Here is a 24,359-nt window from a genome sequence, read left to right as displayed (position 1 = left end):
CGGGCGGCGGCGCGGCGGCGGTCGGGGCCGGCTCCTCGGCCTGCGCCGGCGGCGGCGCGCCCGGATCGGTCAGCCGCGTCGCCTGGCGCGTGCGGCCCGACGCGTTGATGCCATAGGGGTCGGCCTCGGTGTAGCAATCGACGCCGCCCAGCGTGCGGAAGCAATGGATCCTCTCGCCCGGCCGGTCGCCGATCACCCGCTTCTCGCGGCAGTAATCGTCGCCCAGTGCCAGGAACACGGTGCTGCATTCGCGGTTCGTCCATTGCGAGATCTTCTCGTCGATCGCGCCGATCGCCGTCTCGGTGCAGGCGGCGACGGTGAACAGGAAGACTAGCGACAGCAGGCGCCACATGGCGAGCCCCCGGGAAATGCCAGGGCTCCATGCAACGCCCGCGTCAGTTTAAGACAGGTTACGCGGCATGGTTAACGGGCCGCCGACGGCAGGAAAATTCGAAACGTCGTGCCTTCCGGCCCGGTGCGCAGCAGGCCGATCTCGCCGCCATGCGCGACCACCAGGTCGCGCGCGATGGCGAGGCCGAGCCCGGTCCCGCCGCTGCGCCCCGCCGCGACGAACGGCTCGAACAGATGCAGCCGCGCCGCTTCCGGCAGCCCCGTGCCGCTATCCGCCACCAGAAGCTCGGCGCCACCGCTGCCGGCGCGCGCCGAAAGCCGGACCCGGCCCTCGCCGGAAATGGCGCCCACGGCATTCCGCGCCAGATTCAGCAGCACGCGGAACAGCTGCTCGCGATCCGCCTCCACCGTCAGGCCCGGCGGAATCTCGGCATCGAAGGCGATGCGATTCTCGCCCGGCGGCGTCACCGTCTCGGCGATCTGGCGCCACAGCCGCGCGAGATCGACCGACTCCCTCACCGGCGGCGGCTCGTCGGCACGGCCGTACTTCATCGTGCGGGCGCAGAGATCGACGGCGCGGTCGATGCTGGCCACCAGCCGCGGCGCGATTCGCCTGACCGTGGGATCCTCGCTCTCGCGCAGGCGGTCGGCCATCAGCTGCGCCGTGGCCAGGATGTTGCGCAGGTCGTGATTGATCTTGGCGACCGCGGTGCCGAGCGCGGCGAGATGGGTCTTCTGGGTCAGCGCCTGCTGCAGGTCGCGCTGCAGCGAGGCGAGCTCCATCTCCGCCACGCCCACTTCGTCGCCGCGGCCCGACGGCCTGACCACCCGGCCGGGATCTTCCGGGGCGAGGCGGAAGGCGGTCATGTCGGCGGCCAGGCGGCGCATCGGCCGCACGAACAGCCATTGCAGGCTGACGAAGACAAGGCCTGCGGTGATCATCGCGATGATCAGCGACAGCGTCAGGATGCGGCCGGAGAAGGCGAGCAGCTGGGCGCGCAGCGGCGCCTCGTCGACGATGGTCTCGACCACGGCGCCGGCGGTGCCCGGCGCCGCGTCGACCACCAGCATGACGCGGCTGCCGTTGCCGAACAGGACGCGGAAGGTCGACATGATGGCGTCCAGCGGGCCGGCCTCGCGCAGATCGACGGTGACATCGACCTGCGGCGGCATGTCGTCGACGGCAACCAGATATCGCCGTCCGAGCATCTTCAGCGCCACGGCGTGCGAGCCCGCCTTGGCCAGCAGCTCGCGCGCCAGCGCCGGCGAAACGGCGTTGTTCGGCGCCTCGACCACAGCCAGCGAAGCGAGATGCGCCTCGCCGATCCGCTCGCCGAGATAGCTCATCCAGAAGCGGGCGGCCGACGGCACATAGATCAGCACCTCCGCCAGCATGGCAAAGGCGATTGTCAGCACCAGCAGCCGGGACGACATGCCGGCTGCCAGGCGCGGGCGCTGCCCGTCCGCTATCACCCGGCCCCGCTCCCTCGCTCCCCCGATAGCCACCACCCGCTTCCGTCCCAGGCATAGTCTGCCTTGGTACGAACGCCGGCGCGCGCCAGTTCCATCCCGATCGAAAATTTCAAGCTTCGATCAACTCGCGCACGAAAGCCGGCACCACCGTGGTCGCGGGCCCGAGCCGGGCCTCCGCGAACAGGCTCGCCCCTTCGGACGGCTCCAGATTGAGCTCCACGGTATGAGCGCGGCCCTGCCGGCGCACCTCGGCCACGAAACCTGCCGCGGGATAGACGTTGCCGGATGTGCCGATCGACACAAACAGGTCGCAAACCGCAAGCTCCAGCTCGATCTTCGGCATGTGGAACGGCATCTCGCCGAACCATACGACATGCGGGCGCACGTAGCCGGGCACGGCGCAGGTGGGGCAAGGCGTGGCGATCGCGAGGTCGCCCGGCCAATCGGCCACCTGCCCGCAGCTCTCGCACCGCAGTTTCAGCAATTCGCCATGCATGTGCAGAATGTTGCACGAACCGGCGCGCTCGTGCAGGTCGTCGACATTCTGCGTCACCACCAGCACGCGACCTGGATGGCGCCGTTCCAGCTCGGCCAGGGCGAGATGTGCGGCGTTGGGCACCGCGTCGCGGAGGTTCACCCGGCGGGCGTTGTAGAATTCGTGCACGAAGGCCGGATCGCGGGCAAAGCCCTGCGGCGTCGCCACGTCCTCCAGATCGTATTTCGTCCAGAGCCCGTCCTCGTCGCGGAACGTGCCCAGGCCGGATTCGGCGGAAATGCCCGCCCCGGTCAGCACCACGATGCGCTGGTATCTCACGCCGCCTCCGTCAGGGGGTATTCCGCCTCGGCACGATAGATCGCGCCCTCGCGGGCGAGATAGCTCGAGAACAAGGTGAAGCGGTCGATGCGGAACGGCGGCAGCGCGAAACCTGCATGCGCGGCGAGCCATTCCGCCACCCGCCCGGCCGGGGCGCTCTTCAGGCGGCCGACGGTCAGATGGGGCAGGAACTTGCGGTGTTCCGGCTCGAGGCCGAGGCGCTGCAGCGCCGTCTCCACCTTGCCCTGCAGGCGGTCGAGCGGCTGGTTGCGGCCGGCGCCGACCCACAGGCTATCGACCCGGCCGCGCTCGCCGAACTGGCCGAGACCGGCGAGTTGCAGATCGAAGGCCGGCGCGCGGATGGCGGCGAGCACGTCCATGATGTCGGCGAACAGGCGACCGTCGACATTGCCGATGAAACGCAAGGTCAGATGCAGGTTCTCCGGCACCGCCCATCTGGCGCCGGGGATTCCGGATTGCAGGCCCTGCACCCAGGGCCGCAGGCGCTCGGGCAGCGCCAACGCGACGAACAGCCGGATCATCGGGTCCCTGCTTCGCGCTCAGCCGCCCCGGATCGCCCGTTCCAGGAACGGTGCGATGCGATCGGCCAGCACGTCGATGCCGCGCGCATTCGGGTGCAGGCCATCGGGCAGGTTGAAACCCGGCTGCATGGCGATGCCCTCCAGCAGGAACGGATAGAACGGCACGCCGTGCGCCCGCGCGAGGTCGGCATAGACCTGCTCGAACTCGTTCACGTAGTCCGTGCCCAGATTGCGCTGTGCGCGCATGCCGAACAGGATCGGCTTGATGCCGCGCGCCTTCAGCTCGGTCAGGATCTTGTCGAGGTTGGCGCGCATCTGCGCCGGGTCCAGGCCACGCAGCATGTCGTTGGCGCCCAGCGCCACCAACGCAAAGTCCGGCTTGTCGGCCATCGCCCAGTCCAGGCGCGCCAGGCCCCCTGCGGTGGTGTCGCCGGAGACACTGGCGTTCTGGATGCGTATCGTCAGCCCGTCGGCCTTCAGCTTCGATTCCAGCCGGGCCGGCAAGGCCTGCTCCGGGTCGAGGCCGTAGCCCGCCATCAGGCTGTCGCCCAGCGCCACGACCAGGGTCTCCCGGGCGGCGGCTGCCTCGGAAAGCGCCAGAATCGACGTGAGCAGCCACAAACCTGTCACGCATTTAATGATCGCGCGATTGAATTGCCGGCCGGGCGAGCCATAAAGGACCGGTCGGCGACGACGGAGGTCGAGGGCCTTGGACAGCGCGGTGAAGGCGAAGGACGGGCACCAAGCGGCGATTGCGCCGCTGATCTCTCTGCGCGACATCCATCTCACTCTGGTGGGGGGCGCCGGGCCCGTCAACATTCTGCGCGGCATCGACCTGGATATAGGGCAGGCGGAGCGCGTCGCCATCATCGGCCCCTCCGGCTCCGGCAAATCCTCGCTGCTCTCCCTCATGGCCGGGCTGGAGCGCGCGACCTCGGGCGAGATCCGCATCAACGGCGCGGTGCTGAACCGGCTCGACGAGGATGCGCTGGCCCGCTTCCGGCGCGACACCATGGGCATCGTGTTCCAGTCCTTCCACCTGCTGCCGACCATGACGGCGCTGGAGAACGTGGCAGTGCCGCTCGAGCTCGCCGGGCGCGCCGACGCCTTCGCCATCGCCGCCGCCGAGCTCGAAGCGGTCGGCCTCGGCCATCGCATGGACCACTACCCCGCCCAACTCTCGGGCGGCGAGCAGCAGCGCGTCGCGCTGGCCCGCGCCGTCGCCGGCGCGCCGCGTCTCGTGCTCGCCGACGAGCCGACCGGCAATCTCGACGGCGCCACCGGCGGGCGGATCGTCGAGCTGTTGTTCGAGACCTGCCGCCGGCACGGCGCGACCTTGGTCCTGGTCACCCATGACGCGGCGCTGGCCGAGCGCTGCGACCGCATCGTGCGCCTCGCCGACGGCCGGATCGCCCGTTGAGCCAGTTGCCGCCAAGACTACCCCTCGCGCTCCGCCTGGCGCTGCGCGAGCTGCGCGGCGGCTTCGCGGGGTTTCGCATCCTGATCGCGTGCCTTGCGCTTGGCGTCGCGGCGATCGCCGGCGTCGGCTCGCTCGGCACCGCCTTGGTCGAGGGCCTGCGCGACAACGGCCGCGCCCTGCTCGGCGGCGATGTCGAGTTCCGGCTGACCCATCGCGAAGCCGGTCAGGAGGAGCGCGCCTGGCTCGAGCGCCAGGGGCGGGTCTCCGTCGTCGCCGCCATGCGCGCCATGGCACGCGCCCCGGCCAACGACCGCCGCACGCTGATCGAGCTCAAGGCGGTGGACGCCGCCTACCCGCTCTACGGCACGCTCGAGGCCAGTCCGAGCAAGGCGCTGGGCCCGCGCGACGCCTTGATCGACGAAGCCCTCGCCATCCGGCTGGATGTGGGTGTCGGCGCCACCTTGCGGATCGGCGAGGCCGATCTGGTGGTGCGCGGCATCATCGCCCGCGAGCCGGACCGCGGCGCCGAAGGGCTGATCCTGGGCCCCCGCGTCATGGTCGGCCATGCCGCGCTCGACGCCACCGGCCTGGTGCAGCCGGGCAGCCTGGTGCGCTGGTCCTATCACCTTGCCCTGCCCTCTGCGGCCGCGACGCCCGCGGTGGTGGCCGAGGCGAAGCGGCTGTACCCGGATGCCGGCTGGCGCATCCTGGACCCGAGCAACGCCAACCCCGCGCTGTCGCAATGGATCGGGCGCATCGGCGCCTTCCTCACCCTGGTCGGCCTGACCGCGCTGCTGGTCGGCGGCGTCGCGGTGGCGAATGCCGTGCGCAGCCATCTCGACGGCAAGATCGCCACCATCGCAACGCTGAAATGCCTCGGCGCGCCGGGCGGCACCATCGTTGCCGTCTACGGCCTGCAAGTCGCCATTCTGGCCCTGATCGGCACCGTTATCGGGCTCGCCATCGGCGTCGCCGTGCCCTTCGTCGCGCTGCCGCTGCTCGCCGACAAGCTGCCCGTCGGCGCGACCGGCGGCTTCTATCCCGGTGCGCTCCTGATGGCCGCGGTGTATGGGACGCTCGCGGCCACGGTCTTCGCGCTCTGGCCGCTCGGCCGGGCACGCGAGATCGCGCCGGCCGGCCTGTTCCGCGACATCGTCGCGCCGGAACGGCAACGTCCGCGCGGCATCTACATCGCCGCGACCGCTGCCGCCGCGATCCTGCTCGCGGCCCTCGCCGTCGCCACCACCAGCGAGAAGATCGTCTCCGCCTGGTTCGTCGCCGGCGCGCTCGGCGCCTTCCTGGTGCTCGGCCTTGCCGCGCGCGGCGTGGCCGCCCTGGCGCGCCGCGCGCCGCGCCTGCGCGCGCCGTTGATCCGCCTCGCCATCGGCGCGCTGCACCGCCCCGGTGCCGCCACGACGTCGATCCTGCTCTCGCTCGGCCTCGGCCTCGCCGTGCTCGCGACCCTGGCGGAGATCGAAGCCAATCTCTCCCGCGTACTGACCGAGCGCCTGCCGGAAGACGCGCCGGCCTTCTTCTTCGTCGACATCCAGCCCGATCAGCTTCCGGCGTTCATGGAGGCCGTGCGCGGCGTGCCCGGCACCTCGGCGCTGCGCACGGTGCCCAACCTGCGCGGCCGCATCACCCAGGTGAACGGCGTGCCGGCGGAGAAGGCCTCGGTCGCCGCCGGCTCGCAATGGGCGATGCGCGGCGATCGCGGCCTCACTTTCGCGCTGGACCCGCCGGAAGGCTCGACCGTGATTGCCGGCCAGTGGTGGCCGCGCGACTACAAGGGCCCGCCGCTGATCTCCTTCGACGCCCGCATCGCCGAGGATCTCGGTCTCAAGGTCGGCGACACGCTCGGGCTCAACGTGCTCGGCCGCGAAGTGACGGCGACCATCGCCAACCTGCGCCGCATCGACTGGACTTCGCTCGGCATCAACTACGCGATCGTGTTCGCGCCGGGCTTCCTGGAACGCGCCCCGCACACGGTGATCGCCACCGTCCGCGCCGACGGTCCGGCGGAGGAAGCTTTGTTCCGCGCCGTCACTGACCGCTTCCCCAATGTCACCGCGATCCGCGTCAAGGAGACGCTTGACACCATCAACGACACGCTCGGCCAGATCGGGCTCGCCATCCGCATTGCCGGCGGCGTCGCCGTGGTGGCCGGCATCCTGGTGCTGGCCGGCGCGATCGGCGCCGACCAGCGGCGCCGGCTCAAGGAAGCGGCGGTGCTGAAGGCGCTGGGCGCGACCCGCGGCAACATCGTCGGCAGCCACCTCGCCGAATACGCCCTGCTCGGCGGCGTCGCCGGCGTGATCGCGGCCCTGATCGGCGCCGGCGCCAGCTATGTCGTGATCGTGGGCGTGATGAAGCTCGACTGGCAGCTCGCGCCGGCGGCGCTGGCGCTCACCGTGCTGGGCGGCGCCGCCATCACCATCGCCGTCGGCCTCGGCGCCACCTGGGCGGCGCTGTCGGGCCGGACGGCGCAGATCCTGCGCGCGGCGTGAGCCCCCGGCAGGCGACGGGCCTCAGTGCCCGCCGTTCGTCTTGGAAGTGAGCAGGGCGTAGAGCGCTTCCGGGTCGGAGGTGCCGCGCAGCTTCTCGCACATGGCGCGGTCGCGGAACAGGCGGGAGACGCGCGCGAGCGCCTTCAGGTGGTCGGCCCCGGCGGTATCCGGCGCGAGCAGCACGAAGATGAGGTCGACCGGCATCTCGTCGATCGAATCGAAATCGATCGGGTGATCGCAGCGCGCAAACAGGCCGCGGAGCTGCGCGAGGCCCGGCAGCTTGCCATGCGGGATGGCGATACCGTGGCCGACTCCGGTCGTGCCGAGCCGTTCGCGCTCGATCAGCACGTCGAAGATGGTCCGCTCCTGGATACCGGTCAGCCGAGCGGCGCGCTGGGCAAGCTCCTGGAGCGCCTGCTTCTTGCTCGTGACCTTGAGCTGCCCGATGACCGCTTCCGGCCCGAGCAGGTCGACGATCTCCATCGTATGTCCCGCCTTATCCCCTCGCGAACCGGTCCGGGCCTGCGTCGGTCCCGGTCCAGTCGATGTCGCCACTCGGGCGCCGGTAAACAAGATGCAAACCTCCGTGCATCGCATTGAGGGAGGTCAGTGCGGCCGGCGCGCCGGTTCCCCGGCTTGCCGCCGCGGACACGCTCCCGCGCCGCGTCAGATAACGTTCGAGCCGCCCGAGTCGTTGCCTCGCCCCATCGCCGATCGCCAGGGCCCGGTCGCGGCGCGCACCCACGGCCACCGCGCAACGGCAGCCCACCGCCGAAGCGGCGGCCAACCGACCAAGCGCGGCGCAATGCAAGCTGTCGCCGTTATCGTTGTCCTGACCCGGATCCTGGATGTGCATGCCTTATCCGCTGTTGCGGCAGTGGCCCCTCGGGGCCGGTCGAAGGCTGAAGCCCGTCGTGCGGAGGCCGGCAAGCTAGCGAAGGCCCCTCGCGGTGTCAACGTTACCCGGAAATAGTTAACTAGCTGATTCTATTGTCACTTCTGCTTTTCAAGCCGTTTCGTCCGGCGCCGCTCGGCGGAGCTTCCGATGCGCATCGCCTCGCGGTACTTGGCGACGGTGCGGCGGGCGATGTCGATGCCTTCCGCCTTCAGGAGCTCGCAGATCTTGTCGTCGGACAGGATGTCGTCCGCCGTCTCGGCATCCACCAGCTCGCGGATGCGGGCGCGCACCGCCTCGGCCGAGTGGCTGTCGCCGCCATCGGTCGAGCCGAGCGAGGCGGTGAAGAAATACTTCATCTCGTAGATGCCGCGCGGCGTCGCCATGTACTTGTTCGAGGTGACCCGGCTCACCGTGCTCTCGTGCATCTCGATCGCCTCGGCGATGGTGCGCAGGTTGAGCGGCTTCAGGTGCTTGACGCCGTGCTGCAGAAAGCCCTCCTGCCGCTTCACCAGCTCGGCCGCCACCTTGAGGATGGTGTTGGCGCGCTGGTCCAGCGAGCGAATCAGCCAGTTGGCGGAAGCCAGGCAATCGGACAGGAACACCTTGTCGGTCTTGCCGCGGGACTGCGACAGCACGCGGGCGTGGTAGCGCGTATTGACCAGAAGCCGCGGCAGGGTGTCGGCGTTCAGCTCGATGTTCCAGCCGCCGTCGGCGGCGCGGCGCACGAACACGTCGGGCACCAGGGTCTGCACCACATCGGTCTCGAAGGCGTTGCCGGGCTTGGGGTTGAGCGCGCGGATCTCGCCGATCATGTCGGCCACGTCCTCGGCATCGACGCCGCAGAGCCGGACCAGCGCCTGGATGTCCTTGCGCGCCACCAGCGGCAGGTTGTCGAGCAGGGCCGCCATGGCCGGGTCGAACCGGTTCCGCTCCTTCAGCTGCAGGGCCAGGCATTCCTTCAGGTCGCGCGCGAACACGCCGGTCGGGTCGAAGCCCTGCAGCCGGCGCACCAGTGCCTCGATCCGGCCGAGGTCGATGCCGACCCGGGCCGCGAGCTCGGCGAGGTCGATGGTGAGATAGCCAGCCTCGTCGAGCCCATCGATCAGCACGGCGGCGAGCAGGCGGTCCGCCGGGTCGGTGAAGGTGACCTGCAGCTGTTCGGTCAGGTGCTCCTTCAAGGTCGGCGGGCTGGTAAGGGTGCCTTCCAGGCCCGGCAGATCCTCGTCGAAGCCGCCGCGGCCGCCGCGCTCGGGGTAATAGGCATCGCCCAGCCCTTCCGGCGACGGCGCGTCAGCCGAGCTGTCGTTGTTGAATACGTTCTCGTAGTCGACGTCGATCGCTTCGGCCGCCGCGGCCGGCGCTCCGTCGGAATCGAGCGACATCGGCTCCCCCGCCGACGGGAGCGGGGCGGCCGGCTCCTCGCCGCCCCCCTCGGCGCCCTCGCCGTCGACGCGCTCGAGCAGCGGATTGCGCTCGAGCTCGGTCTCGACGTATTCGCGGAGCTCCAGGTTGGAGAACTGCAGCAGCTTGATCGCCTGCTGCAGCTGCGGCGTCATGACCAGCGTCTGGCTATGCCGTAACTCCAGCCGGGGACCGATCGCCATGACTGAATCTGCCCCGACTAGAGAGAGAACCGCTCGCCGAGATAGACGCGGCGCACACCGTCATGCGCCACGATCTCCTCCGGGCGTCCCTCGGTCAGCACCCGGCCCTCGTGCAGGATGTAGGCGCGGTCGATCAGGTCGAGAGTCTCGCGCACGTTGTGATCGGTGATCAGCACGCCGATGCCGCGGTCCTTCAGATGCAGCACCAGGTCGCGAATCTCGCCGACGGCGATCGGGTCGATGCCGGCGAGCGGCTCGTCCAGCAACACGAAAGACGGACGCGAAGCGAGCGCACGGGCGATCTCGACACGGCGCCGCTCGCCGCCCGAAAGCGCCACCGCCGCGGCCTGGCGCAAATGCCCGATGGCGAATTCGCGCAGCAGATGCTCCAGCATCTCGCGCCGTGCCTCGGCATTCTTCTCGGTCAGCTCCAGCACGGCGAGGATGTTGCCTTCCACCGTCATGCCGCGGAACACGGAGGCTTCCTGCGGCAGGTAGCCGATGCCGAGCCGGGCCCGGCGATGCATCGGCAAGGCGGTGATCTCGTGCCCGTCGAGCAGCACGCGGCCTTCATCCGGCGTCGCCAGGCCGACGATCATGTAGAAGGTCGTGGTCTTGCCGGCGCCATTGGGGCCGAGCAGGCCCACCGCCTCGCCGCGCCGCAAGGCCAGCGACACGTCGCGAACGACGGGGCGGCCGCGATAGCGCTTGCCCAGGCCCTCGCAAGCGAGCCCGGCCGCGCCCGCCGCCGCCGGCGCGACGCCGAACGGGAGCGAATCGGCGGCAATCGCGGCGTCGGTCATTGCGATTTCGGCTGGAACACGCCCTGCACCCGGCCGGCCGGCCCGCTCTGCACGGTGCTCTGCCGCGTGTTCAGGTCCATCGTGGCGCGTGTGCCTTTGACGACATTCTCGCGGTCGGTCAGGACGACATTGCCTTCCAGCACGATGGTCCGCTTCTCCAGGTCGTAGACGCCGCGCTCGCCCCTGCCGGTCTGCTCGGGGCGCGAGACGAAGACATGGCCCTCGGCCTCGAGCCGGGTGATCGACGTGTTGCCGCCCGGGCCGGCACCCGCCTTCTTCTGACCGCCCTCGCTGTAGTAGACACGGAGCAGGTCGGACTTCAGCCGCAGGTCGCCCTGGGTCGCGTCCACATTGCCCTTGAAGATGGCGACCTTCTTGTCCTGCTGCACTTCCAGCGAATCGGCGTTGATCTGCACCGGCTGCGCGCTGTCGTGCCCGCTCTGCGCCAGGGCCGGTTGCGGCAAGGCCGCGAAGCCCAGCACGGCAGCCAGGGCCAGCAGAATCGACCATGCGAGAATCCGACGGCGCATGTCAGCGGCCCCTGGAATCGGGATAGAGCGTCGCCTTGACGCCACGATAGAGATAGATGTGCTGGCCCTTCTCGCTGATCGCCGCCGCATTGCCGTGGATGATGCCGAGCGGACCTTGCCCTTCCACCGGCTCGTCGGCGAGCACGAGGCTGTCGCGAAGATTCACGATCGCGCTCCGGCCGCGGAACTCATAGCCGCTCGGATCGAAGATCTGCACATTGCCCCACACGTCGAGCCGCTTCTCCGCTTCGTAGTAGAAGCCGTGGTCGGAGCGCGCGAGCACATAGCCGCGGGAGAGCTTCAGCTCGGCCTTCAGCTGTTCGAGTTCCACCTCGCGCGGCTCGGCCCGGGTCTCGACCGCGGTCGCCGCATTGATGACGAAGGGCCGGCCGCGGTCGTCCTTGCCTTCGTAGCGCAGGTCGCGCATGCGGAGCCGGTTGTCCTGCAGGTCGATCTTGGCCTCGAACGGACCGAGCTTGAAGGTCAGATGCGGCCAGACGAGCAGCGTGATCGCCATGATGACGGCGATCGCCGGCAGGCCGTATTTGAGCACGCGGATGACGCGGCTCGGCCGTACGAGCGCCGCATCGACCGGTCGGCTGCTGCGCGGCCCGAGCCAGTGGCCCGCGCCGTGGTCCGCACCGCCGACCGCGCCCCGGCCCGCCCGCGCCGCGCTCACGCGACCCCGGCGCGCAGGCAATCGTGCATGCGCACGATGCCGACCGGTCGCCTGCCGTCGGTCACGAACAGGCTGGTGATGTTGGCGGCGTTCATGCGGCCCAGAGCCTCGGCCGCCAAAGCCTCGGCGCCGATCGTCCTCGGCCCGCGGGTCATGACCGCGTCCACGCGGCGGTCGAGCAGACCGGGATGCATGTGCCGGCGCAGATCGCCGTCGGTGACGATGCCGATCAGCGCGCCCGCCGCGTCGACCACGCCGACGCAGCCGAAGGTCTTCGCCGTCATCTCCAGCAGCGCTTCCGACATCGCCCGGTCGGCGGCGACCAGCGGCACCTCGTCCCCGCCATGCATCAGGTCGCCCACCTTGATCAGCCGCCGGCCGAGCTTCCCGCCCGGATGGAACACGCGATAGTTCTCGGCCGAGAAGCCCTTGCGCTCGAGCAGCGCGACCGCCAGCGCGTCGCCGAGCGCCAGCGTCATGGTGGTCGAAGTGGTGGGTGCGAGGCCCATCGGGCAGGCTTCCGGCGCATCCGGCAGCACCAGCGCCACGTCGGCCGCCTGGGCGAGCGCGCTGCCGGCCCGGCCGACGATCGCGATCAGCGGAATGGCGAAGCGGCGGGCATAGGTGACGACATCGGTCAGTTCCGGCGTCTCGCCGGAATTGGACAGGCAGATCAGCGCGTCCTGCGGCGTGATCATGCCGAGATCGCCATGGCTCGCTTCCGCCGGATGCACGAACAGCGCCGGTGTGCCGGTGGAGGCGAGCGTCGCCGCGATCTTGCGCCCGACATGCCCGCTCTTGCCCATGCCGCAGACCACGACGCGGCCTGCCACCGCGGCGAGGCGATCCACCGCCGCCACGAAACGGTCATCCAGCGCCAGGCCCAGGCGACGGATCGCGTCCTGCTCGGCGGCCAGGACGCGGCGCCCGGCGGCCAAGGCCGCCGGCTCGACGGCCGACATCTGCTGGGGCGTCGCGGCTTTCATAACAATCGGTTGTCCGGCTCCAATGCGGCGCCGCCGACCCGTGGGGCGCGGCGCCTAACAAGATTCGTGCCAAATATGCGAAAGCCCATCTTGAAAATCAATGAATGCTTCGTCCGGGCCTTCGGTTCGGCTCATCACCCGAGCTTGGGGCGGCAGCCGCCCCGGTCAATGGCTCAGGATGTCGCCCTCGTCGCCGCCCCAGCCGAGCAGGTCGAGCCGCGCCCGGGTGGGCAGGAAGGCGTGGCAGGCGGCCGCCAGCTCGGCCCGGCCTTCGCGCGCCAGCAATTCATCCAGCACCGCCTTGATCCGGTGCAGGTACAGCACGTCGCTCGCGGCATAGTCGAGCTGGGCCTGCGTCAGCACGGCGGCGCCCCAATCGGAGAGCTGCTGCTGCTTGGAGAGATCGACGCCGGCCAGGTCGCGGGCCAGGTCCTTCAGGCCGTGCCGGTCGGTATAGGTGCGCACCAGCTTGGAGGCGACCTTGGTGCAGTAGACCGGCCGGGTCAGCACACCGAAGGCATTGTAGAGCGCTGCAATGTCGAAGCGGGCGAAGTGGAACAGCTTCAGCACCGCCGGATCGGCCAGCATGCGGGTCAGGTTCGGTGCCGTCTTCTGCCCCTGGGCGATCTGAACGAGGTGGCATTCGCCGTCGCCGGCCGAAAGCTGGACCAGGCAGAGCCGGTCGCGCCGCGGGTCCAGCCCCATGGTCTCGGTGTCGATGGCAACGACCGGGCCGAGCGCAAGCCCGTCGGGAAGGTCACCGTGATGCAGATGATTGGCCATGCCTGCCCGGGGGACGTCTTGGCGCGCGCCGCCCCGGCTGCAGCTGCCGGGGAGCGGCGAAGAACATTGGTGCCCAGGAGAGGACTCGAACCTCCACGCCCTTGCGAGCGCTAGCACCTGAAGCTAGTGCGTCTACCAATTCCGCCACCTGGGCACGGCGAGCGCGGTTGAATATCGGGCCGAGGGCGCCGCGTCAACGGCCGGCGGCAGGTTTCTCGACCGAATTCGCACCGCCCGCCACTTCCTCTTGGGGGCCCGCTCCCTATAATCCGGCGCCGCGCGCGCACGGGCTTCGGCCCCAATATCGGGTGATGCAATGCAGGGTCGTCTGGTCACCGTGTTCGGTGGCTCCGGGTTCATCGGTCGCTATCTGGTCAAGCGGCTCGCCGAGGCGGGCGCCCGCGTCCGCGTCGCGGTGCGCCGGCCGGAGGCGGCGAACTTCCTGAAGCCGCTCGGCACGGTCGGCCAGGTGGTGCCCTGGCAGGCCAATCTTCGGGTCGACAGCTCGGTCGCGGCCGCGGTGGCCGGCGCCGACGACGTGATCAACCTGGTCGGCATTCTCTACGAGGCCGGGGCGCAGCGCTTCGGCGTCGTCCAGGCGCGCGGGCCGGAAGTGATTGCCGAGGCGGCCAAGGCCGCCGGCGTCGAGCGGCTGGTGCATGTCTCGGCGATCGGCGCCGATGCGCAGTCCGAGTCGCTCTATGCGCGCAGCAAGGCGGCCGGCGAAGCCGGTATCCGCAAGCACTTCCCTGCCGCCACCATCCTGCGCCCCTCGGTGGTGTTCGGCGCCGAGGATAGCTTCCTCAACCGCTTCGCCTTCCTGGCCCGCATCTCGCCGGTGCTGCCGCTGATCGCCGGCGGCCAGACGAAGTTTCAGCCGGTCTATGTCGGCGATGTCGCGGCGGCGATCATGGCGGCGCTGCAGGATCCGGCGGCGGCCGGCCGGACCTACGAGCTCGGCGGCCCCGGCACCTACAGCTTCGAGGAGCTGCTGCGCTACATCCTGCGCGAGACCGGACGTTCGGCGCTCCTGGTGCCGCTGCCGGAGGCCGTCGCCCTGTTCGAGGCCTGGTTCCTGGAGAAGCTGCCCAAGCCCCTCCTCACCCGCGACCAGGTGATCCTGCTCCGGCGCGACAACGTCCCGGCGCCGGGCATGCCGGGCCTCGCCGAGCTCGGCATCCGGCCGACGCCGCTCGAGGCCGTCGCGCCGGCCTATCTCGCCCGGCACCGCCGCGGCGGTGCCCGCGCCGGCATCTCGGCCGCCTGACCGGGATCTGGATCCGGCGCCATGCATCGCCGGTTGGCGGGCCACCGCCGGCCCCCTATGCTCACGACATAAAGTTGCGCGGAGGGGCCGAGGGGGACATGCGTCGGGTCAAGCTCGACCGCATCGACAAGCAGATTCTGGCCGAGCTGCAGGCCGACGGGCGAATCAGCAATGTCGATCTGGCACGCAAGGTGGGGCTGTCCGCCCCGCCCTGCCTTCGCCGTGTCCGTACCCTGGAAGAGGAAGGCTTCATCCGCGGCTATCACGCCGAGGTGGATGCCGAGCGGCTCGGCTATGCCGTCTCCGCCTTCGCCATGGTCGGGCTGTCCAGCCAGGCGGAGAGCGACCTCAAGGCCTTCGAGGAGCGGGTGCGCGGCTGGCCGCTGGTCCGCGAATGCCACATGCTGGCCGGCGAAGTCGATTTCCTGCTGAAGATCGTGGCGCGCGACTTCGACGCCTATCAGCAGTTCCTGACCGGCGAGCTGACCACGGCGCCGAACGTCGCCCATGTGAAGACCGCGCTGGTGCTGCGCCATTCCAAGGACGAGCCGGGCGTCCCGGTAATTTGATCGATCGGCCGGTCTGATCAGTCCGCGATGCCGAGCTGGTTGCGGCGGCGGGCGTCGAGCGCGGCGATGGCTTCCTGCAGCAACTCGCGGGCATGCGCGGCGGCCGCATCATCGACCGCGCTGGTGTCGAGATAGATCTCCAGTCCCGGCACGCGCTCCGCGATCACATAGGCACGCCCGGCCAGATCGCCGATCAGGCCTTCGACCTCGTAGGGCAGGACCTGGCGGCTGATCCCCTTCATGGTGATCGCCTCGAGCGGCCTGGCCTGCACCATGTCGCGCACATGGGCATAGGTCTCGTAGGCCAGGACGATGCGGCCCGGCGGCGCGATCGATTGCAGCCGCGCGGCGAGGTTCGCCTCGGCCCCGATGATCGTGTAGTCCATCCGGTCGTTGGAGCCGAAATTGCCGACATTGCAGTAGCCGGTATTGATGCCCATGCGCACTTTGAACGGCGCCTCGATGCCGCGGTTGCGCCACTTGGCGTTCAGCTCGGCGAGGCGGCGCTGCATGTCGACCGCCATGCGCAGGCAGGCCCGCGCGTCCTCGGCAACGCCCTTGGTCTCCGGATCGCCGAAGAAGACCAGCATGGCGTCGCCGACGAACTTGTCGACCGTGCCGCCATGGCCGATGGCGATGGCCGACATCTCGGTCAGGTATTCGTTGAGCAGGAGCGTCAGCTCCTCCGGCTGCAACCGCTCGGTCGTCGCGGTGAAGTCCTTGATGTCGGAGAAGAAGATGGTGAGCTTCTTCCGCTCGGTCGCGATCACCACGTCGCGCTGGCCGGAGAAGATCGACTTGTAGATCTGCGGCGACAGGTATTTCGCGATCTTCATCGAGATCGTGGCCAGGAAATCGTTGGCGAGCTCGAGCTCGCGGTTGACCCGCCGCATGACCCCGGCCTGGCGATGCTGCTGGGCGATGAAGAGCAAGCCCACCGTGGCGGCGCCGATCAGGTAGATCAGCAGGAACTTGAAGGCGAAGATGTTGCTGGCCAGCGGCTGGCGCACCACGATCTCCTGGATGCCGCGCACATCGCCGGCCTTCCAGTCGCGCTTCGGGCTTTCGGGATGATTGTTGTGGCAGCCGACACAGGCCTCGCCCAGGATCACCGGCGTGGCGAGCCGCACCTTGCGGTCGAACAGGCCGCCTTCCACCTGCACCACCTCGGCCTTGGGATCGACGCGCAGCCGCTCCAGCGCGCCGCGCTCGAAATCATCGAGCTTGTGCGGGCTGCGGTTCAGGAACGGGAAGTCGGAGACGAAGCGATAGGCGATGGCGCCGCTGGTCCCCTCCTGCTCGCTGATCACCCGGCCGAGCTCGAGCGAGAGCGTGGCCGGGATCGGGATCGCCCCCGGCACTTCCAGGTAATTGTGCACCACCTTGGTGTCGCTGCCGCCGGCCGCCAGCACCCGGCCGACCACATGGCGCCCGTAGAAGCCGCGGATGCCGTCGATCACGGCGGAAAGCTCGGCCGCCTGATGGCGCAAGGTGCGGTCCGACAAGGCGCGCAGGTCGAGCCAGACCGCGAAGGGCAATCCGGCCAGCAGGACAATGACGGTGAGCGCGACGACCGGCACGCGCGCCGCCGCCTGGCGCGCTTCCTGTCGCGTTGTCTGGGGCATGCTCACGATCTGGACCCTCGCCGTACCGCTTTCGCGGCCCCTCCCGGCGGCAGCATTGTACCGGCGATTCCGGCGGTGCGGAACGTGGAGACACGCCGTCGCGTTGCGGGCCCTGTCAGGGCCGAGGGAGAACCCGATGAACGAACAGGCGAACCGGCGGCCGGTGATCGCGCGCATCCGGCGCGGCCGGGTCAAGGCGGACCGTGCCGACGAGTACGAGGTCTATAATTACGAGGTCGGCATCAAGCCGCTGATCGAGAAGGCGCTCGGCGTCCAGGCATTGCGCCACGACGGGGCGGGCGAGAGCGAGTTTGTGACCATCTCCTACTGGGAAAGCGTCTCGGCGATGGCGCGTTTCGCCGGCAGCGATCCTGCGGCGGTTCATCATCTGCCGCGCGACGCGGAGTTCCTGATCGAGCTGCCGAAGGCTGTGCAGATACGGGAGATACGGCACAGCCACGGTCGCACGGGCTTGGTCCTGACCCCGGGTCCGATGGAACAGGCTGGGCCGTAGGGCGTTTCGAGCGCAATTCCCGCTTTCCGGACAGCCCGATGCAACAGATCGAGAACCTGCTCGCCTATCTCCCCGATTGGGCGCTCAGCCTCGGCACCATTGCCCTGGCCATATTCCTCGGCTGGGCCCTGCATTCCCTGGTGTTTCGCTGGATCCGCCGCCTCGCCGGCGAGGGCACCGTTCTCAGGCTGGTGGTCGAGCGGGTGCGCGGGCCGACACGGCTCGCGATGATCATGCTGGCCGTGGCCCTCGCCGCCACGGTTGCGCCGTTGACCGATCGCCAGGCCGGCGTGATCCGCCAGATCAACCTGGTCGCCATCATCGCGCTGGCCGGCTGGGCCGCTCTGACGGTCGTGCAGGTACTCGCGGCCGTGCATCTCAGGCGCTTCCAGATCGACGTCGCCGACAATCTGCTGGCCCGCAAGCACGTCACCCAGTTTCGCATCCTGCAGCGCGTGGCCGGCACCATCATCGTCGTGATCACCGCTGGCGCGGCCCTGATGACCTTCGGCGGCGTGCGCCAGTATGGCGTCAGCCTGCTGGCCTCGGCCGGCGCCGCGGGCATCGTGGTCGGCCTCGCCTTGCAGCCGCTCTTGAAGAACCTGATCGCCGGCGTGCAGCTCGCGCTGACCCAGCCGATCCGGATCGACGACGCGCTGATCGTGGAAGGCGAATGGGGCAATGTGGAGGAGATCACTTCCACCTATGTCGTGCTCCGACTGTGGGATTGGCGGCGTCTGATCCTGCCGCTCAGCTATTTCATCGAGCGCCCCTTCCAGAACTGGACGCGCGAAGGCTCGGAGCTGATCGGCGTGGTCTATTTCTATGTCGATCACACCCTGCCGGTCGGCGCCCTGCGCCGGAAGCTGGACGATGTTCTGCACGCTTCGGCGCTCTGGGACCAGCGCGTGGGCGTCGTTCAGGTCACCGACTTCAAGGAGATGGTGATGGAGGTGCGCATTCTCGCCAGCGCGTCCAGCGCCGGCCGCGCTTTCGACCTGCGCTGCGAGGTGCGCGAGAAGATCATCGACTGGATCCAGGCGGAACATCCGACCGCATTGCCGCGGCGCCGGCAGGATATCGTCTCGATCCCGGCGCCGGATCACGCGAAGCCCGGCATCACCTCGCGGCCGAACAGGTCGAGCGAGCGGCGGCCGATCTCGTCGGAGAGATCGCCCCAGACGAACGAGAGAGCAAGGTAGTCGCAACCGCTCTCGGCGGCGAAGCGCTCGATCTCAGCCTTCACCGTCTGCGGCGATCCGACGATCGCCACCTGGTTCGCCCGCGCGCGGTCGAGATCGTCGGTGAAGTTGATCGGCGCGGTGCGCCACTCGCGCCACAGCTTGACGATGTTGTCGTAGAACACTTTGTAGGCGGGGCGCGCCAACCGCTCTGCCTCGGCATCCGTCTCCGCCACCAGCAGATGGCGGATCGCGCCGCGGACCGGCAGCGGGTTCGCCGCGCCCGGCCGCCAGTGCTCGGCATGGATCTGCATCTGCCGGCGCAGCAGGACGTTCGGCCCATTCGACATCAGGTTCATGCCGCGGGCGCCGGCGAATTCCGCGTTCTTCTCGGTGGCACCGCCGAACCAGAGCGGCGGATGCGGCGACTGCAAAGGCCGCATCGCGATCGGCACGTCGTCGATCTGGTAGAAGCGGCCGTGATGGTCGATCCGCTCGCGCGTGAGCGCGGCAAGCATGAGGTCGAGCGCCTCGGCGAAGCGCGCCCGGCTCTCGTAAAACGGCACGCGGAACACCGCGAGCTCGTAGGGCGACACGCCGCGCCCGACGCCCAGATCGAGCCGGCCGCCCGAGAGGTGGTCCAGCATGCAGATCTCCTCGGCGAGCCGCATCGGCTCGTAGAGCGGCAATAGATAGACGAGCGGTCCGAGACGGAGCTTGCTCGTCCGTTGCGCCAATGCCGCCAGGAACAGCGCCGGCGACGGTGCCATGCCGAGCGGCGTCGCATGGTGCTCGGCCACGTGATAGCCGCGGAAGCCGAAGCTTTCCGCGGCCTGGGCCAGGGCAAAGCGGCCTCGATACAGCGCGGCGATGTCCGGCCCGCGCCGCTCCACATGATCGAAGATGCCGAAGGCGAGCTTGCCGGTCACCGCGTTCCTCCCCTACCCGTTCTGTAAGACTTCGTTGTGGTGGAGATTAAAGCAAAACTTAGGGATCGGTCGCGAATATCCCCCGTTCGGAGGCCCGCGAGGGGGGCAAAACGTGCTGTCGGCATTCAACAACTTGAAGATCGGCATTCGCGTCTATGCCGGGTTCGGCATCGTGCTGGCGCTGCTGCTGGGCGTCGCGGCGGTTGGCCATTTCGGCCTCGATTCCATTCGCGGCGCATTCGGCAGCTACGACGCGGTGTCGCGCAACGTCACCGGCGTGGCCCTGGTCGACAGCGCCTTCGCGCAGCTGCGTCGCACCGTGCAGGTCTATGTCTCCACCGGCGCCGAATCCGCCGTGGAGGAAGCGCGCGTCCGCCAGAAGGCGATCGAAAGCAAGGGCGAGGAACTGATCCAGGGCTTCACCGACCCGGCGCATGCCGAGGAGATGCGCAAGGTGCTGGAAGGCATCGGCCGCTACATGGCGAACTTCGACGCCATCATCAAGACACGCGCCGAATACGACCGCCAGATCAAGCAGGTGATGCGCCCGGCCGGCGACAAGATCCACAGCGCGCTGGTCGATCTGATCAATGCCGCGATCGACGAGAACGACATGGCGCTGGCCGCCGATGCCGGCATCGGCCTGAATCACCTGTTCACCGCGACGGCGAAGATCAACCTCTACTTCGTCGAGCCGGAGCCGAGCCTGCTCGAAAACGGCAAGGCGGCGCTGGAGAAGCTCGCGCTGGTGATCGGCATGCTGGAAGGCCGCATGCAGCAGCCGGAGAAGCAGGAGAGCTTGCGCGAGATCGGCAAGGCGATCACCCAGTATGTCGAGGCGACCGATGCCGCCGAGACCGCCCATGCCGACATGGCGCGTCGCGCCAACGAGACCAATGCCCGGCTCTCGAACTCGATCAGCCGCATCTCCAATGAACTGGTCACGACGCAGTTCGAGGCGCTCGACGGCATGCGCGAGGCGGCCGGCACCACCATCGGCCGTTCGCAGACGACCTCGCTCGCCGGCGCCGGCATCGCGCTGGCCCTGGGCCTCGCCGCCGCCACGCTGATCGCGCTCGGCCTGACGCGGCCGATCCGCGCGCTGACCGCGGCGATGCGCCGGCTCGCCGACAAGGACTGGTCGACCCATGTGCCGGCGCAGAGCCGCGGCGACGAGCTCGGCGCCATGGCCCGCGCGGTCGAGGTGTTCAAGCAGGCCGGCACGGAGAACGAGCGGCTCTCCCGCGAGGCCGAGGAAGCCCGCGCCCGCGAGGCCGCGCAGGAGGCCGAGCGGCGGCGCCTGGCCCAGGAGGCCGAGGCCGCCGAGGCGCGCCGCAAGGCCGAGACCGCGGAAGCGCGCCGCAATGCCGAGGCCGCCGAGCAGAAGGCGCAGGCCGATCGCGAGGCGGCGCAGCGCCGCCTGGAGGCCGAGGCCGCCGCCAAGCGCAAGGCGGAGATGCAGGCCCTCGCCGATGCCTTCGAAGCCTCGGTCAAGGCGGTGGTCGACACCGTGTCGCTCTCCGCCGGCGAGATGCAGTCGAATTCCACCACGCTCTCGGTCACCGCCGAGGAGACCAACCGCCAGGCCGCCGCCGTGGCCAATGCGGCCGAGCAGGCGACCACCAACGTGCAGACCGTCGCCTCGGCCACCGAGGAGCTCGCCGCCTCGATCGGCGAGATCGCGCGCCAGGTGGCGGAATCGGCCGAGACCGCCCGCGCCGCGGTGGATCAGGCGCGCGCGACCAGCGGCACCATCGATGGCCTGACCCAGGCCGCCGCGAAAATCGGCGAGGTGGTGGCGCTGATCACCCAGATCGCCAGCCAGACCAACCTGCTCGCCCTCAACGCGACGATCGAGGCGGCCCGCGCCGGCGAGGCCGGCAAGGGCTTCGCCGTCGTTGCCAGCGAAGTGAAGAGCCTCGCCACCCAGACGGCGCGGGCGACCGAGGAGATCGCCAAGCAGATCCAGGCGGTGCAGGGCGCGACCGGCGAGGCGGTCGGCGCGATCCAGGCGATCAGCCGCTCGATCGAGCATGTCAACGAGATCGCCACGACCATCGCTTCCGCCGTGGAGCAGCAGGGCGCCGCCACCCAGGAGATCAGCCGCAACGTGCAGGAGGCGGCGGGCGGCACCCGCGACGTCTCCACCAATATCGGCTCGGTCACCCAGGCCTCGGGCGAGGTCGGCACCGCCGCGAGCCAGATGCACAAGGCGGCCGGCAGCCTCGCGCAGCAGGCCGAGACCCTGCGCGGCGAAGTCGACCGCTTCATCGCCAAGGTGCGCGCGGCATAAGCCGCGCGCAGCGTCGAAGGCGCGATCCCGCTTGTGACATTTTGCGGAGAACGGCGCCGTGCCCTCCCCGTTCCCTTGTGACGAGCTCGTCGCCCGGCCTACGCTCAAGCTGCCGCAGGGAAGCCGGCACTTCGCATCGCCCAGTCCAACGCACTTGTGCCTTGCCATTTGGGGGAGTGCGCCATGGCCCGATCAAGCCGCGCCAAGCCGTCAAGCCAAGCCGGAAAGACCATCCGCGGCAAGCGGGCGCGTGCCGGTCGCCGAACGACCAAGGCCCAGGCCGGCGTGCGGCGCGCGGTCAGGACAGGCTCGATCATCGAGGCGACGCGCCTGCCTCTCCGCCTCGATGGCGGCGGCGCCATCTCGCCGGCTGCGCTGCGTGCCGCGCCCCGCCTGGTCGACATCTCGCGGATCGTGGTCGATTGGCGCCGGCTGGTTGCCGAGATCCTGCGCATCTTCCGCTGGCACCGCCTCGATTTCAGCATGCAGCACCAGCAGCAGACCAACTGGTGCTGGGCCGCCGTCTCGACCAGCGTGGCCCTGTTCTACGATCCGGCCAGCAGCTGGACGCAATGCGCCGTCGCCAACGGCGAGCTCGGCCGCAACGATTGCTGCGGCACCGGCGCCAGCGGCCCCTGCAATGTCTATGGCTTCCTCGGCTCCTCGCTGACGCGCGTCGGCCATTTCGATCACAGCACGGGATCGAGTTCCACCTTCGCCACGGTGCGGACCGAGATCAATGCCGGCCGGCCACTTGGCGTGCGCACCGCCTGGTCCGGCGGCGGCGCGCATTTCCTCTGTATCATCGGCTACCGCGTGTTCGAGGAGATGCTGGCGGTCGACGATCCGTGGTACGGCAAATCGGATGTCGATTATGCGACCTTCGGCTCGTCCTATCAGGGCTCGGGCAGCTGGACGCATTCCTACTTCACCCAGGCTTGAGGAGGCGGCGCCATGCCTCTCCGCACCATCGATCCGCCGCTGCAGGCCTTCGAGGCCGTGCGCGCCAAGCTCGCCGATCTCGCCGCGTTCGATGGCTTTCGCACGCCGTCGCTGCGCCGTGCCGACACGGGCGCCATCGCGCTCTCGACGCCGCATCGCACCGCCCTGCTCCGGCTCGACCGCATCAAGGGCGCGGCCGATCTGCGCCGCGCGGCGGAGCCGAAGGGCTGGCGCTTCCTGCTGCACGAGGGCGATCGCGTGGTCGCCGCCGTCGAGACGCAGGACTTCAAGGGCCAGCACCGCTTCGGCCAGGTGAACGAGGGGCCCTTCACCGCCGCCACCGAACAGGCGATCCGCCGCGCCGAAAGCCTCGACCAGGTGAAGCGCGGCCGTTACACGCCGACCTTCCTGCTGGTGCCGGCGATCTATGTCGCCGCGCTGTGGCTGGAGGACGAGGCGGGCGAGGCGGATCTCGTCATCCCGCTCGCGCCGGCGCCGCCGGAATTGAAGCCGATGGAACCGATCGCGGCGCGCGCCTTCCTCGCCGTGCTGGCCAAGCTCGCGGCACGCGTGCCGCCCGAGGATCGCCGCGCCAGGGACCCGAGCGGCGGCTGACGACGCGGCGGAAGGTTCGCCGCGGGCGCCTCTTTCAGCCCGCGTCGAGATGGCCGAGCGGCAGCGGTGCGCCTTGCTTGAGGGCCTGGATGGCGATGTCGCTCTTCACCTCGCGCACGATGGCGAGCGCCAGCAGCCGGTCGAGCAGGAAGCGCTGGTAGGCGGCGAGGTCCGGCGCCGCCACTTCCAGCAGGTAGTCCGCTTCGCCCGCCACCATGTGGCAGGCGATCACCTCCGGCATCGCCACCACGGCGGCCTCGAACTCCGCCGCCGCCTGGTCGGCATGGCTGCCGATCTTGACGCCGACGAAGACGGTGAGGCCGAGCCCGACGGCCTCGCGGCCGAGCAGCGCCCGGTAGCCGCCGATCAGCCCCGCCGCTTCCAGCCGCCGCACCCGGCGCAGGCAGGGCGAAGGCGACAGCCCGACCCGGTCGGCGAGGTCGACATTGCTGAGCCGCCCGTCGGCCTGCAGCGCGGCGAGGATGCGGCGATCGACTGCGTCGAGTTCAGTTTTCGGCATTCCAGGTCTCAAAATCGACAGCTTGAGGCAGATACTGCCAAAACCCTCTCATCTGAAGGCAGCCTTCGCAAGGACATGCCCCGCCCCTTCCGGCCATGCTCCGCCCCGATCCCAGCCGGAGCGAACCATGCCGATCGCCGACCTGACCGATGCGCTGAACCGCTATCTCGACCTGATGTACACCGCCGACGACGCCGCTTATGACGGCGTCTTCGCTGCCTCGGCCCAGCTGCACGGGCTCCGCGACGGCAAGCTCGTGGTGATGAGCGGCGCCGAGTTCCGCGCCCTTCTCGCCGGCCGTCCCTCGCCCGAGGCGCTCGGCGCGCCGCGCGAGCAGGCGATCCTCGCCATCGACTTCGCCGGTCCCGACCAGGCGGTGGCGAAGGTGCGCGTGCGCATCGGTGCCACGCTGTTCCTGGATCAGCTCAGCTATCACCGCGTCGACGGCGCCTGGCGCGTCACTGCCAAGAGCTTCCACATCGAACGCGTCTATGCGAGCCCGACGGCGCGGTGA

Annotated in this window: 25 protein-coding genes, 1 tRNA gene and 1 pseudogene; 10 read left to right on the top strand and 17 right to left on the bottom strand. The window is 69.6% G+C overall.

The features are described from left to right. The 5 genes and pseudogenes from DT074_RS18770 to DT074_RS18750 form a co-directional block, all read right to left on the bottom strand. A pseudogene (locus DT074_RS18770) lies at positions 1-352 on the bottom strand (hypothetical protein); the annotation flags it as partial. Between the two features lie 71 nt (positions 353-423). Further along, on the bottom strand, positions 424-1,785 hold the full coding sequence (locus tag DT074_RS18765; protein ID WP_119421396.1) for a sensor histidine kinase: 1,362 nt from the start codon (positions 1,783-1,785) through the stop codon (positions 424-426). Between the two features lie 148 nt (positions 1,786-1,933). Next, on the bottom strand, positions 1,934-2,638 hold the full coding sequence (gene cobB, locus DT074_RS18760; RefSeq protein ID WP_119421395.1) for a Sir2 family NAD+-dependent deacetylase: 705 nt from the start codon (positions 2,636-2,638) through the stop codon (positions 1,934-1,936). Continuing rightward, entirely contained in the window at positions 2,635-3,180 is a 546-nt protein-coding gene (gene thpR, locus DT074_RS18755) for an RNA 2',3'-cyclic phosphodiesterase (protein ID WP_119421394.1), read from the bottom strand. The genes cobB and thpR overlap by 4 nt, the downstream gene beginning before the upstream one ends. Before the next feature lie 18 nt (positions 3,181-3,198). Continuing rightward, positions 3,199-3,810, bottom strand: a complete 612-nt coding sequence (locus tag DT074_RS18750) for an arylesterase (RefSeq protein WP_368744766.1) — start codon at positions 3,808-3,810, stop codon at positions 3,199-3,201. 79 nt (positions 3,811-3,889) lie between these two features. Here DT074_RS18750 and DT074_RS18745 point away from each other — a divergent pair, with 79 nt between their 5' ends. Continuing rightward, entirely contained in the window at positions 3,890-4,600 is a 711-nt protein-coding gene (locus DT074_RS18745) for an ABC transporter ATP-binding protein (protein ID WP_368744765.1), read from the top strand. Continuing rightward, positions 4,597-7,107 (top strand): ABC transporter permease, encoded by a 2,511-nt coding sequence (locus DT074_RS18740; RefSeq protein WP_368744764.1) that lies wholly within the window; start codon positions 4,597-4,599, stop codon positions 7,105-7,107. The genes DT074_RS18745 and DT074_RS18740 overlap by 4 nt, the downstream gene beginning before the upstream one ends. A 21-nt stretch (positions 7,108-7,128) precedes the next feature. On the opposite strand, the gene ptsN is transcribed toward DT074_RS18740, so the two are convergent. The 9 genes from ptsN to DT074_RS18695 form a co-directional block, all read right to left on the bottom strand. Beyond that, on the bottom strand, positions 7,129-7,590 hold the full coding sequence (gene ptsN, locus DT074_RS18735) for a PTS IIA-like nitrogen regulatory protein PtsN (RefSeq protein WP_119421391.1): 462 nt from the start codon (positions 7,588-7,590) through the stop codon (positions 7,129-7,131). A gap of 13 nt (positions 7,591-7,603) precedes the next feature. After that, positions 7,604-7,963, bottom strand: coding sequence for a hypothetical protein (locus tag DT074_RS18730; protein WP_119421390.1), 360 nt, complete (start codon positions 7,961-7,963; stop codon positions 7,604-7,606). Positions 7,964-8,100: 137 nt separating this feature from the next. Further along, positions 8,101-9,609: an RNA polymerase factor sigma-54 gene (rpoN, locus tag DT074_RS18725; RefSeq protein WP_119421389.1), complete on the bottom strand. Its 1,509-nt coding sequence runs from the start codon at positions 9,607-9,609 to the stop codon at positions 8,101-8,103. Positions 9,610-9,626: 17 nt separating this feature from the next. Continuing rightward, positions 9,627-10,412, bottom strand: a complete 786-nt coding sequence (gene lptB / locus DT074_RS18720) for an LPS export ABC transporter ATP-binding protein (protein WP_119421388.1) — start codon at positions 10,410-10,412, stop codon at positions 9,627-9,629. Then, complete coding sequence (gene lptA / locus DT074_RS18715; RefSeq protein ID WP_162915008.1) at positions 10,409-10,942, bottom strand: lipopolysaccharide transport periplasmic protein LptA; 534 nt, start codon at positions 10,940-10,942, stop codon at positions 10,409-10,411. Before lptA ends, lptB begins: the two co-directional genes overlap by 4 nt. 1 nt (position 10,943) lies before the next feature. Next, entirely contained in the window at positions 10,944-11,621 is a 678-nt protein-coding gene (gene lptC, locus DT074_RS18710) for an LPS export ABC transporter periplasmic protein LptC (protein WP_119421386.1), read from the bottom strand. Continuing rightward, positions 11,618-12,607 carry a KpsF/GutQ family sugar-phosphate isomerase gene (locus tag DT074_RS18705; protein ID WP_119421385.1) on the bottom strand — a complete coding sequence of 330 codons (990 nt, stop codon included), beginning with the start codon at positions 12,605-12,607 and terminating at the stop codon, positions 11,618-11,620. The genes lptC and DT074_RS18705 overlap by 4 nt, the downstream gene beginning before the upstream one ends. A gap of 165 nt (positions 12,608-12,772) precedes the next feature. Beyond that, on the bottom strand, positions 12,773-13,390 hold the full coding sequence (locus tag DT074_RS18700; RefSeq protein ID WP_119421384.1) for a ribonuclease D: 618 nt from the start codon (positions 13,388-13,390) through the stop codon (positions 12,773-12,775). 67 nt (positions 13,391-13,457) lie between these two features. After that, positions 13,458-13,544, bottom strand: a tRNA-Leu gene (locus tag DT074_RS18695). A 162-nt stretch (positions 13,545-13,706) separates the two neighbouring features. On the opposite strand from DT074_RS18695, the gene DT074_RS18690 reads away from it, so the two are divergent. Both DT074_RS18690 and DT074_RS18685 read left to right on the top strand, forming a co-directional pair. Next, positions 13,707-14,657 (top strand): complex I NDUFA9 subunit family protein, encoded by a 951-nt coding sequence (locus DT074_RS18690; RefSeq protein ID WP_119421383.1) that lies wholly within the window; start codon positions 13,707-13,709, stop codon positions 14,655-14,657. A 98-nt stretch (positions 14,658-14,755) separates the two neighbouring features. Next, positions 14,756-15,226 (top strand): Lrp/AsnC family transcriptional regulator, encoded by a 471-nt coding sequence (locus tag DT074_RS18685; protein ID WP_119421382.1) that lies wholly within the window; start codon positions 14,756-14,758, stop codon positions 15,224-15,226. Positions 15,227-15,243: 17 nt separating this feature from the next. Here DT074_RS18685 and DT074_RS18680 read toward each other — a convergent pair whose 3' ends face one another. Then, a complete protein-coding gene (locus tag DT074_RS18680) occupies positions 15,244-16,851 on the bottom strand; it encodes an adenylate/guanylate cyclase domain-containing protein (RefSeq protein WP_119421381.1) in 1,608 nt (535 codons plus the stop codon). Positions 16,852-16,987: 136 nt separating this feature from the next. Between DT074_RS18680 and DT074_RS18675 the strand changes: the two genes are divergently transcribed. Beyond that, a complete protein-coding gene (locus tag DT074_RS18675) occupies positions 16,988-17,365 on the top strand; it encodes an antibiotic biosynthesis monooxygenase family protein (protein WP_119421380.1) in 378 nt (125 codons plus the stop codon). Between the two features lie 38 nt (positions 17,366-17,403). Next, a complete protein-coding gene (locus tag DT074_RS18670) occupies positions 17,404-18,567 on the top strand; it encodes a mechanosensitive ion channel family protein (RefSeq protein ID WP_119421379.1) in 1,164 nt (387 codons plus the stop codon). On the opposite strand, the gene DT074_RS18665 is transcribed toward DT074_RS18670, so the two are convergent. Further along, positions 18,468-19,475: an LLM class flavin-dependent oxidoreductase gene (locus DT074_RS18665; protein WP_119421378.1), complete on the bottom strand. Its 1,008-nt coding sequence runs from the start codon at positions 19,473-19,475 to the stop codon at positions 18,468-18,470. The genes DT074_RS18670 and DT074_RS18665 overlap by 100 nt on opposite strands. A gap of 112 nt (positions 19,476-19,587) precedes the next feature. Here DT074_RS18665 and DT074_RS18660 point away from each other — a divergent pair, with 112 nt between their 5' ends. The 3 genes from DT074_RS18660 to DT074_RS18650 all read left to right on the top strand — a co-directional run bounded on the left by DT074_RS18660 (position 19,588) and on the right by DT074_RS18650 (position 23,325). Beyond that, entirely contained in the window at positions 19,588-21,768 is a 2,181-nt protein-coding gene (locus DT074_RS18660; RefSeq protein ID WP_162915007.1) for a methyl-accepting chemotaxis protein, read from the top strand. 183 nt (positions 21,769-21,951) lie between these two features. Beyond that, positions 21,952-22,710, top strand: a complete 759-nt coding sequence (locus DT074_RS18655; protein WP_119421376.1) for a papain-like cysteine protease family protein — start codon at positions 21,952-21,954, stop codon at positions 22,708-22,710. Between the two features lie 12 nt (positions 22,711-22,722). Next, positions 22,723-23,325 (top strand): hypothetical protein, encoded by a 603-nt coding sequence (locus DT074_RS18650; RefSeq protein ID WP_119421375.1) that lies wholly within the window; start codon positions 22,723-22,725, stop codon positions 23,323-23,325. 34 nt (positions 23,326-23,359) lie between these two features. Here the strand turns inward: DT074_RS18650 and DT074_RS18645 are convergent, their stop codons facing one another. Continuing rightward, positions 23,360-23,845 (bottom strand): Lrp/AsnC family transcriptional regulator, encoded by a 486-nt coding sequence (locus tag DT074_RS18645; RefSeq protein ID WP_119421374.1) that lies wholly within the window; start codon positions 23,843-23,845, stop codon positions 23,360-23,362. A gap of 127 nt (positions 23,846-23,972) precedes the next feature. Between DT074_RS18645 and DT074_RS18640 the strand changes: the two genes are divergently transcribed. After that, on the top strand, positions 23,973-24,359 hold the full coding sequence (locus DT074_RS18640; RefSeq protein WP_119421373.1) for a nuclear transport factor 2 family protein: 387 nt from the start codon (positions 23,973-23,975) through the stop codon (positions 24,357-24,359).

The sequence above is a fragment of the Desertibaculum subflavum genome, assembly GCA_003576705.1.
GTDB lineage: Bacteria > Pseudomonadota > Alphaproteobacteria > Ferrovibrionales > Ferrovibrionaceae > Desertibaculum > Desertibaculum subflavum.
Note: the sequence above shows the minus strand (reverse complement) of the source record. Positions and strands in the feature narration are given on the sequence as shown.